The following is an 8,899-nucleotide window of genomic DNA, read 5'->3' as shown; positions in this document are numbered from 1 at the left end:
AGATACCTGGCGGATGATCCCCCAGATCATCTCCTTCATCCATGACCAGTGTGCCTTTGCAAGAACCTTGACCGTACACTGAAGCCTCTCCACATCCCACGTGGGGTCCAAGCAGCGGTTACGGAGATCGTCACTGCAGCGGCGGACAATCAGCTGATCATCGACCCGTCAGGCGAAAAGACGGGGACACGGCTCTATACCCTCGCGATGCGGCTTGGCATCGAGACGAAGGATCTGGCTTCGAACGTCAGCAACGTCCAACTGACAAATCTCATTGAGCCGCACACCTGAATGGAGCGCAATGAGAGGCACCCAGAAGGGCCGGATCGATCTGGCGACCGTCGACAACGAAATCACTAGGCTTGGGCGCCTCTGGTCAGGCAACACCGCCAACAAGGAGGATGACCTGGCAACGGTCCTCGACGCGCAACGACTGAACGAGATCGATCCATTTGACCGCGTCCAACTAGCTTATGTCGTGGAGACTTGTCGCGAAAGCACATCTCTATCCGAAGCGGGACGACGCCTTTTCTCCGCCTCGCGCGTGCGCCGCAGCAGCACCAATGATGCCGACCGGCTCAAGAAGTATCTAGCTCGCTTCGGGCTGGATTTCGCTACGCTCTAATGGACGATATTTACGCCCACCGCATTCATCCTCGGAGCACGATAGACGATCAAACGCTCAATGGCGCAACTTGATCGTTAGGCAATTGTCTGATTCTGAGGCGCGAGGCTGGGAGAGCTGCAATTCCCACGGTGTCCGCCGCGAGCAACTCTCGCCGTTCCGGCGAAGCCCCAGGAATATCGGCTCACGCGGGAACCGGCCATTCTAGCGCCAAACAGCGGTCGAGCAGGTACGCGCCCGTTATCGCCGCCCGGCAGTGCACTTACCGTGCTCACAACCAGACATTCATATCCGGGAATTTTCTGCCGTTCGTAGTTGCTAGGCCGTGAACCCATAAACGGGTGCGGCGCTTACACGATGCTTGCAATTGGCCGGCGTCCGTCTGAGATATTGTTCAGGGGGCGATGCGGGACTCGCCATTATGGAGCATGGCGTGTCCGGTGACGGAGAGAAGCCACTATTTGGAACCGTGCCTGGCAACCTTTTCAGGTTGTTCAGCGGAGCCTCGCGCTATTTCTTCGCCGATCTTCTGACCCACCTTGCCGACGATCCTTTCGGCGTCACCGGGGAGATCGTGACCCGCAAGCGACTGTTCGCGTCGATTTCGGAGTTCATCGATCGCTCGGGCCGGGCGGCTGCGCTCGACGCCCTTTCTGGCGAAGACCTCGGCAGTGGCCCAAGCTATGTGGCCGCGTATAACCGGCTCCGGGATACTGGCTGGCTGATCGAATATCGCGATCGCTATCGCAAGGTCGTGGATTTCGACCCCGCCGCCCGGCTGCTGCTCCATACCTTGCTCGACATTCAGAGCGGCCGCGTCCGCTCTTATGGCGGTGCGGTCCTCAATGTGCTGACCCTGCTGCAGTCGGTCGAGCAGGAGCCGGCGGCCAAAGCGCTCAACATCCGCGAAGCCGCGCTCGCCGCGCGGGGATTCATGAACCACCTCCGCACCGTCGCCGGCACCATGCGACGGGTCGAGAACCTCATCATGGCGCAGCCGACGGCAACCGCGCTCGTGCGCCGGTTCGTCTCCGATTTCATTGAAGCCAGTGTCGTGCAGGACTATCGCAATCTCCAGTCGCGCGAGAGTCCCTACCGCTTTCGTGGTGACATCATCGAGCTGGGCGACAGGCTGCTTGCCGATGAGGCCGCGCTCGGCGACATCGCCCTAGGCTGGGTGACGGGCGGTATTGCGCGCAAGGCCGAGGCGGCGCGCGAAGCGATCATCACCGATCTGCGTGACATCAATCGCGTGTTTTCCGCGATCGACGACCATGTGCACGATATCGAGACGACGACGCATCGGATCGAACGGCGTATGACTAACGTCGTGCGGTTCAGCGACCGCATGGCAACGATCAGCACCGAACGCATTTTAGTGGCGATCGAGCTTTTGGGGAAATCGACGCTCGCCGAGCAGGACGACGTCGGCGCGCGCATCCGCCTACAGCTTGAAACGCTGCCCATGGCCACCTCCCAACTTTACCTGCCGGCACGGAAACGGCGGCCGCCCGAAGAGCGAGAGGTCGAGATCAGGCTCCCCGATCCGGCGATGGCGCTCTATTTGCGCGCGGTCGATCTCTTCCAGATGCGCGTCGGGATCACGCCCGAGCGCCTTGCCGCCTATGTCGAGCGCGCGATGGGTACGCGGGAAGAACTCGCTGCCGCTGAGTTCCCGGTGAGCGATCTCGACGACTTCCTGGCCTTCGAACGGCTGCACGAAGCCGGCCTGGCGCCGCTAAGTGATCGTTTTGATTATGAGGAACTGAACGGGACCGTGGCCAACGATTGGATCGAGCGCCGAAACTTCGTCGTGCGCCGCAAGCTGGAGACGGTCGATGGCTGAACTCAGGGAGGTTGCAAACCTGCTCGATGGCGCGAAGGTCACCGAAGAAGAATTGCAGACCGCGCTTCAGGCGCTGCTGTTTCATCAGTGCCTCTATGAAGACTGGCCCTATCCACCGGCCTATCGCCTGATCGTCCGGCATTTCGCGACGGTCCAGTCGATCGTGCGCGCATTTGGCTACCGGCTCGTCAATCACGCCGTGGCCGGCATGGTGGTGCTCGAAGCGGATGGCGTCGTCTACGGCGTGCATATGGCGCGGCTCAAGAAGGACGAGACGATCGCCCTGCTGATCCTGCGCCTGCTCTATGCCGAGGGCATCAGCTCGCTCGACGAACGCGGCCGTGTCCATAGCAGTACCGACGACATTCACGATCGGCTGCGAACGGCGGGTGAAGAGCCGCCAGCCATGACGCGGCTGATGGATATCCTAAAAGGGTTCCAGCGCAAAGGTCTGGTACGCCTCGGCGAACATGATCCGGAAGAGAAGATCCTCCAGCTTCAGATCATGCCCGGCATCACCGTGCTCGTTCCGGATGTCTATGTCGAAGCCGTGATCCTCTGGCTCGAACAGCGCGCATTTGGTGAGGAAGCCGACGCGCAGCAGTCGGCCACCGACTCGATGCTCGCGCACCTTGCCGACTATCGAGCCAATCTCGGCGCAGAGCCGGTGGAAAGCTCTGATATGGCCGACGAGGCAGACGCGCAGGACGATCCCAATGCATGAACTTGAGCGTATCGTCCTGCACCATTGGGGTGTGCTCGCCAGCCAGGATATCGACCTGCGCGGCGGTGTCGCGATTCTGGGGCCGACCGGCGCCGGCAAGAGCACGATCATCGATGCGCTGCAGGTGATCATCACCGGCGCGAACACCAATTTCTATGACCTCAACAAGTCGACGGGCGGACGCAATGAGCGGCGCATTCGCGATTATTGCCTCGGCTATGACAGCCATATTTCCACCGATGGTCCCGCGCGCGATAGCGCTGACTCGCTGATCGCCTTGGTCTTTCGCGATCGTCAGTCAGGTGCGCCGATCACCATTGGCCTGATCCTGTCGGCCTATAAGGACGAGGCAAAACATGATCTGCGCGCGCGGTTCGTGGCGCCGGGCCTTGGCCTCAGGCTCGACCAGTTGGTCGAGGTGCGCGACGATAATCGCCGGGTCATGCCCGTCGCGGCGCGACTGCTCGACCGGTTGAAGGTGCTTTGTCCGCAGTTGCGCAATCACCTCGGCACCGCGATCGGCTATGTCGATGATTATCTGCTGGCGATGCGCCCGCGCAGTGCGGCCCCGGATTCCAAACAGGTGCTGCGGAATTTCAAGGAGTCGATCGCCTTCGAGCCGATCGATGACCCGACGAAGTTTGTGCGCAAGCATATCCTCGAAGAAGACAATATCGACGTCGATGGACTGAAAGATTCGATCGAGCGCTATCGTTTCCTCGAAACCGAGGTGAAGAAGCGCGAACAGCAGCTCGCCGAGATTGCCGAGGCGCGGCAACGCATGCAGCTTTGGGCGCGTCATCATGTCCGCCATAATGTGCTGCGGTTCGAGATCGCCCATGGGGATCGCCGCCGGCTCGATCTGGTGCAGGCGCGTATCGCGCAGGACCGCGGGGTTCTCGCGCAGGACCTCGCCCGCGAGCTACGCTCGCGCCAATTGTCGCTCGGCTATATCGAAGAGTGCCAAACCAACATCCTCCGGCTGAAATCGGTCCTCGCCGAATCCGGATCGAGTCAGTTGCGCTCGCTCGACATCGAGCAGGAAGCGGCGCAGGCCAAGCTGCGCGGCGGCAAGACAGCCGCGATGCGCCGATTGACCCAGCTCACGCGCCTGGCCGAACTCTCGAGGATCGCCGACCGCATCCCGAACGTCTTTCGTGCGAACCTTGCCGCGGCGTCAAGCTTGCTCGCGCTGACTCGCGGTCGCGGCGCCGAACAACTCGGCGCGGTGGATAGCGAACTGGTTGCGCTCGAACCGCAGGTTCTTGCTCTTACCGGCGCGCGCCAGAGCTTGCAGCAACAGGAGGAAGCGCTCCGGGTCGAGCTTGGCCGGACCAAAGCGCGGATGGATGAGCTGGAACAGGGCCTCCAGACCGCGACCGACGGCGCGATCCTATCTCGTCATGTTCGCGACTTCATGCGGCTGCTTGCCGCTGACGGCATCAGCGCGGTCGCGCTTCCCGACATCGTCGATGTGTCGGACCCGGCTTGGGCGATGGCGCTTGAGATGCTGCTCGGCGCCAATCGCGAAGCCTTGATCGTGCCGAGCGAACGCCTCTCGGACGCCTTTGGTATCCTCTATCGCGAACGGCGCGACCTCCATGGCTGCCGCCTGATCGATACGCGCAAAACGGCTGCGTGGCGGGGCAGCGTGTCGTCGAACTCGATCGCCGCGATCCTAGTGACGGAAGATCCGGATGCGCGCGCCTTCATCGAACGGCAGGTCGGGCGCTTCGAGCGCGCCGAGACCGATGATGACCTGCGGCGCATGGAACAGGCGATCACCAAGCGCGGCAAGACGACCGCCGGCATGGGACTGCGGGTCTATCAGGACCTGCAACCCAAGTTCGGCAAGACCGCGCAAGCATCGGCGGCGCAGCGCGACCGGGACGAACTGGCCGCCTTGTCGCAGAGCTATTCGGCCATCTCGACCATCCGCGACGCCATACTCGCCGGGCTGGCGGCAATGGCCGCGCTGGTCGATGATCCCGCAGACGTGCTGGCGGTTGCGCTCGGTGATATGGCGGAAGGCGAGGCAAAGCTGCGCGGCACCGCCAAGGCCCGCGAGCAGGCGGAAACGCCCGAGGTCAAGCAGACCCGAGCCGAGATCGCCAATCTTGAAAGCGACATCAAAGGCTATCGCCAGGAGATTGCGGACGAGCTCGAACCGCGCATCAAGGAATTGCAGGAGAAAGATACCCGGCTTCAGGTCCAGGCCGGCGTTGCCGACAAGGAGCGCACGACCCGCGAAGCCGAAGAAGCGGTCGCGATCGAGCGGGAGGGCGGCGAGCCGATCGCGACGCTGATCGAGATTGCCGAGATCGATGATGTGATCGACCATGCGACCCAGCGCGTAGCAGTGCTGATCGACCTGTCACCCGCCGAAAAAGACCCGGTCGCGCGCTTGGCTGATCATGTCGCGCAGGCCCGCCGCGACGCTGAGCAACTGCCGCGACTTGCCGATGAGAGCGTTAAGCGGGGCCGCGCGCTCTACGGCAAGTTCGTCCAGGATTATCTGGGCGCCTCGCCCCTGTTCGACGACAGCGATATCGCGATCCTGCGCTGGTGCCAGACAAAGGAACGGCAGCTTGAGCAGGACGAACTGCGGCAATATCGCCAGGCCTTCGAGGATGCCCGTATCCAGATGGAAACGGACCTGACCGAAGGGCTGATCAACCGACTCTCGGACAAGTTTCAAAAGGCCCGCTCGCAGATCGAGCGCCTCAATCGCACGCTCCAGGATCGTCACTTCACCGGCCAGCGCTATGCATTCCGCTACCATATCAATGCGGCGATGAAGCCGATCCATGCGCTGGCCGAAGCCATCGCCGACAAGCCGCGTGTGGGCTTGTCGATGCTCGACGATGTCGATCTCGACCCCAAGGTGCGCGAAGGGTTCCGCGAACTCGAACGGCGCCTGTCGGACGAGGAACTGGTCAAGGACTTGCGAGACTATCGGCGGTTCTACGACTTCGATCTGCACATGACCAATGACCGGGGACAGGAAACGACACTGTCGAAACGATCGGTGACCGGATCGGGCGGGCAGAAGCAGGCACCTTATTATGTGGCGGTCGGCGCGGCGATGGCGGCCGCCTATTATCCCAAGACGAGCCATGGCGAACCTGAGGGGGCCGGCCTCGTTGTGTTCGACGAGGCATTCAACAATCTCGATGCGCCCAACACGCAGGCATTGCTCGCCTTCTTCCGCGATCTCAGCCTCCAGCCGGTGATTGCGGCGCCGGAGAAGGTGCGCGCGATGTTCCTCGAAACGGTGGATACGATCGTGTCGGTCAACCGGCATCCGGCGACGCAGGAGCCGGTCGTCACGGTGACCTACCCCAGATTGGAAGCGCGACAGGCGCTCATGGACGCCAATCCAGCGCATCGCGGGATCGAGGCGTTCCGGCCGCCGGCGCAAGATGCGGCGGAATGAAGCGTGATGGCAATCCGACGCGCCTGCTGAACCGGCTGATCGACGCGCACGAACGGCAATCGGACCGGACGCGGCGGATCATCGCGCGCCCGGCGCAAGCCTTTGCGGACAGCGGCGCGCGCGATGGGCTGATTGCGGGCCTTACGGCAGCGCGGGACGCAGGTGCGGTGCTCCTCGAATGGGACCGCGATGCACCGCATCTGGTCGCGCGGGTCATTCTTGCCGATGCGGACATTTTGTATCGGCACCTCGAGCGCACCCCATCGCCGGCGCTTACAGCTTCGGCGATTGCCGGGCTGGCCACGATCTCGCCGAACAGCGAGATCGGCATCGAAATTCTGGAGGTGGTGCGTCACCGCTGGCAGGCTGGTGCGGCCTATCTTGGGCTTGGCCCGGACAAGCTCGACGATGCACTGGCGCTGGTGCGTGCAGCGGACGCGGCCTTTGCCGATCTGGGCGAGGCGCCGCTGCCGTTGCGCACAAGGTCGGCGCGGCTGCTCGGCGACAGCAAGGCGCTCGAACGCCAGCTCAGCCGGCTCATCGGCCACCTCAAACGCAGCGGCCGCCTTGAAAATTCGCTCGACCGCAAAGCGGCGCTCGATGCGCTTGGCCTCGCCAAATTTCCGCAACCGGTACTGGTCGCGGGGCCGATCAAGATTGCGAACATGGCCGCCGACCGACTGCCCTATCTCGGCATTCCGCCCGAATCCCTGGAGTCCATTTCGCTGACACGGCCGGTGCGATCGGTGCTCACGATCGAAAATCTGGAGAGCTTCCACCGCCATGTTCGCGAGGCGCGCGAGCCGGATGGGGTCGTGGTCTATTGCGCTGGATTTCCGCCGCTCGGCGTCGTGAGGATCGTGCGCCATCTGATGCAGGCCGCGAACCTGACCATCTTGCGTCATTGGGGCGATATCGATCCGGGGGGCATCCGGATCGGCCGCTATCTCGAAGAGGCGGTGGGGCTGCCCGTACGGCCGCATTTGATGTCGGAGGCGCTGGCGCGGGCGCACGGCAAGCGGCAGGCTTCGACCGCGATCGTCATGCCAACGGATTCCGCATTCGCCGACCTCGCGCAATTCCTGGCCTCCGAAGACGCGCACTGGCTCGAACAGGAAGTTCTTGAGCCAGCGTGTGTGCAGCCTGTTGATTGCCACTGAGATGTGACCCGGGGTTTCCATTGAGAACTGACCCGGTGGGTGGTGGGTGCGGCTACGTGCCCGCCACCGTCGTGATGGTGTTCCACAGTGATTATGCGGCCCCGAACATCGTATCCGTCCGTGGCTCCGCTTCGTCCTTATTCGGTCCGTGTGGGAGGTTGGGAGATCGGAAAGACATTTTCGCTCCATTCGAGCGCCGCTTCCCCATTTTCTTTTTTTGAAGAAAGTATCTTCCAACCTCCCACAAACGTCGGATTTCTGCGGATCCTCGCGTGGGAGATGGGCGGCGCGGTGGTGGGAGATGGGCCGCCACCATCGCTGAGAACACAGTGTTTCCGCCATATTGAGTCGGGTACGGGCAATCCAGTGGTTCCGAGCTTTGCCCGGCGGGATCAAGTGGCCTCGATCCCTACTCAATTTCAGTCCGAGAGCATTTCCGTCGCACCGAGCTAACCCTTTCTCGCCATTCCAAACTAGTGAGAGAGGGGCCGCTTCTATCGCTTGCGCGATCTACCCTCCTGCTTCGCTCTGACTCGGGCGGCTGCTTTGCGTTTGCGCTCCGCCGCACGCTTTGCCTCCACGCGTTCCTGCCATGTCGGGTCCGTGAGTTCAGAGAGAATCCTTTTAAACTCGCGTTCTGATATGAGTTCGCGTTTCTGGAAGCCTCTGACATCGCTGACCGCGAGATGGATGAACGCTCTTCATCCACATATCGCTGGTAGGCTTCGACTAACGTCACGTCACTGGACGGAATAGAAGCCGGGATTTCCGTCGAAACTCGCACATTCTCTACGATGGGCTGAGCTACGGTATCGAATCGTAGCATCGCATCATCCGTTGTCGCGCCGACACCTGCCCGAACACGTTCAAACTCAGCCTCAATCCCGGCCATGACGGCGGGCATTCTCCGCAGTGCCGTCTGGAGGCTGTCCGTCTTCAGCGAACGCCACAGTTCCACCCGGCTGAGAGGCTCTCGAAGATCGCATGGGACGTGGCGGCGGACATAGAATCGCCCCCCACGAAGGCGCATACCTTTTGGCAGCAAACCGGGACTGAAACCGTAACAGCCGCGCGGACCATTTCCCGCAGATTTCCGGGACTTTCGCTG

General features: G+C 62.2%; 6 protein-coding genes. 5 read left to right on the top strand and 1 reads right to left on the bottom strand.

Annotation, left to right across the window (positions count from 1 at the left end):
* Nucleotides 1–301 precede the first annotated feature (301 nt).
* The 5 genes from ACYPYD_RS09135 (at nucleotide 302) to ACYPYD_RS09115 (ending at nucleotide 7,791) form a co-directional block, all read left to right on the top strand.
* A complete protein-coding gene (locus ACYPYD_RS09135) occupies nucleotides 302–625 on the top strand; it encodes a hypothetical protein (protein WP_459662872.1) in 324 nt (107 codons plus the stop codon).
* 421 nt (nucleotides 626–1,046) lie between these two features.
* Nucleotides 1,047–2,471, top strand: a complete 1,425-nt coding sequence (locus tag ACYPYD_RS09130; RefSeq protein WP_459662871.1) for a Wadjet anti-phage system protein JetA family protein — start codon at nucleotides 1,047–1,049, stop codon at nucleotides 2,469–2,471.
* Nucleotides 2,464–3,195 carry a DUF4194 domain-containing protein gene (locus tag ACYPYD_RS09125; protein WP_459662870.1) on the top strand — a complete coding sequence of 244 codons (732 nt, stop codon included), beginning with the start codon at nucleotides 2,464–2,466 and terminating at the stop codon, nucleotides 3,193–3,195. The genes ACYPYD_RS09130 and ACYPYD_RS09125 overlap by 8 nt, the downstream gene beginning before the upstream one ends.
* Entirely contained in the window at nucleotides 3,188–6,631 is a 3,444-nt protein-coding gene (locus tag ACYPYD_RS09120) for an SbcC/MukB-like Walker B domain-containing protein (protein ID WP_459662869.1), read from the top strand. The genes ACYPYD_RS09125 and ACYPYD_RS09120 overlap by 8 nt, the downstream gene beginning before the upstream one ends.
* The gene (locus tag ACYPYD_RS09115; RefSeq protein WP_459662868.1) at nucleotides 6,628–7,791 is read left to right on the top strand and encodes a Wadjet anti-phage system protein JetD domain-containing protein; all 1,164 of its coding nucleotides are present in this window, start codon (nucleotides 6,628–6,630) and stop codon (nucleotides 7,789–7,791) included. The genes ACYPYD_RS09120 and ACYPYD_RS09115 overlap by 4 nt, the downstream gene beginning before the upstream one ends.
* A 409-nt stretch (nucleotides 7,792–8,200) precedes the next feature.
* On the opposite strand, the gene ACYPYD_RS09110 is transcribed toward ACYPYD_RS09115, so the two are convergent.
* Entirely contained in the window at nucleotides 8,201–8,821 is a 621-nt protein-coding gene (locus ACYPYD_RS09110) for a DUF6538 domain-containing protein (RefSeq protein WP_459662874.1), read from the bottom strand.
* Nucleotides 8,822–8,899 lie beyond the last annotated feature (78 nt).

The sequence above is a fragment of the Novosphingobium sp. 11B genome (assembly GCF_054589055.1).
The sequence above is the reverse complement of the archived record's forward strand: the minus strand, read 5'-3'. Positions and strand labels throughout refer to the sequence as shown.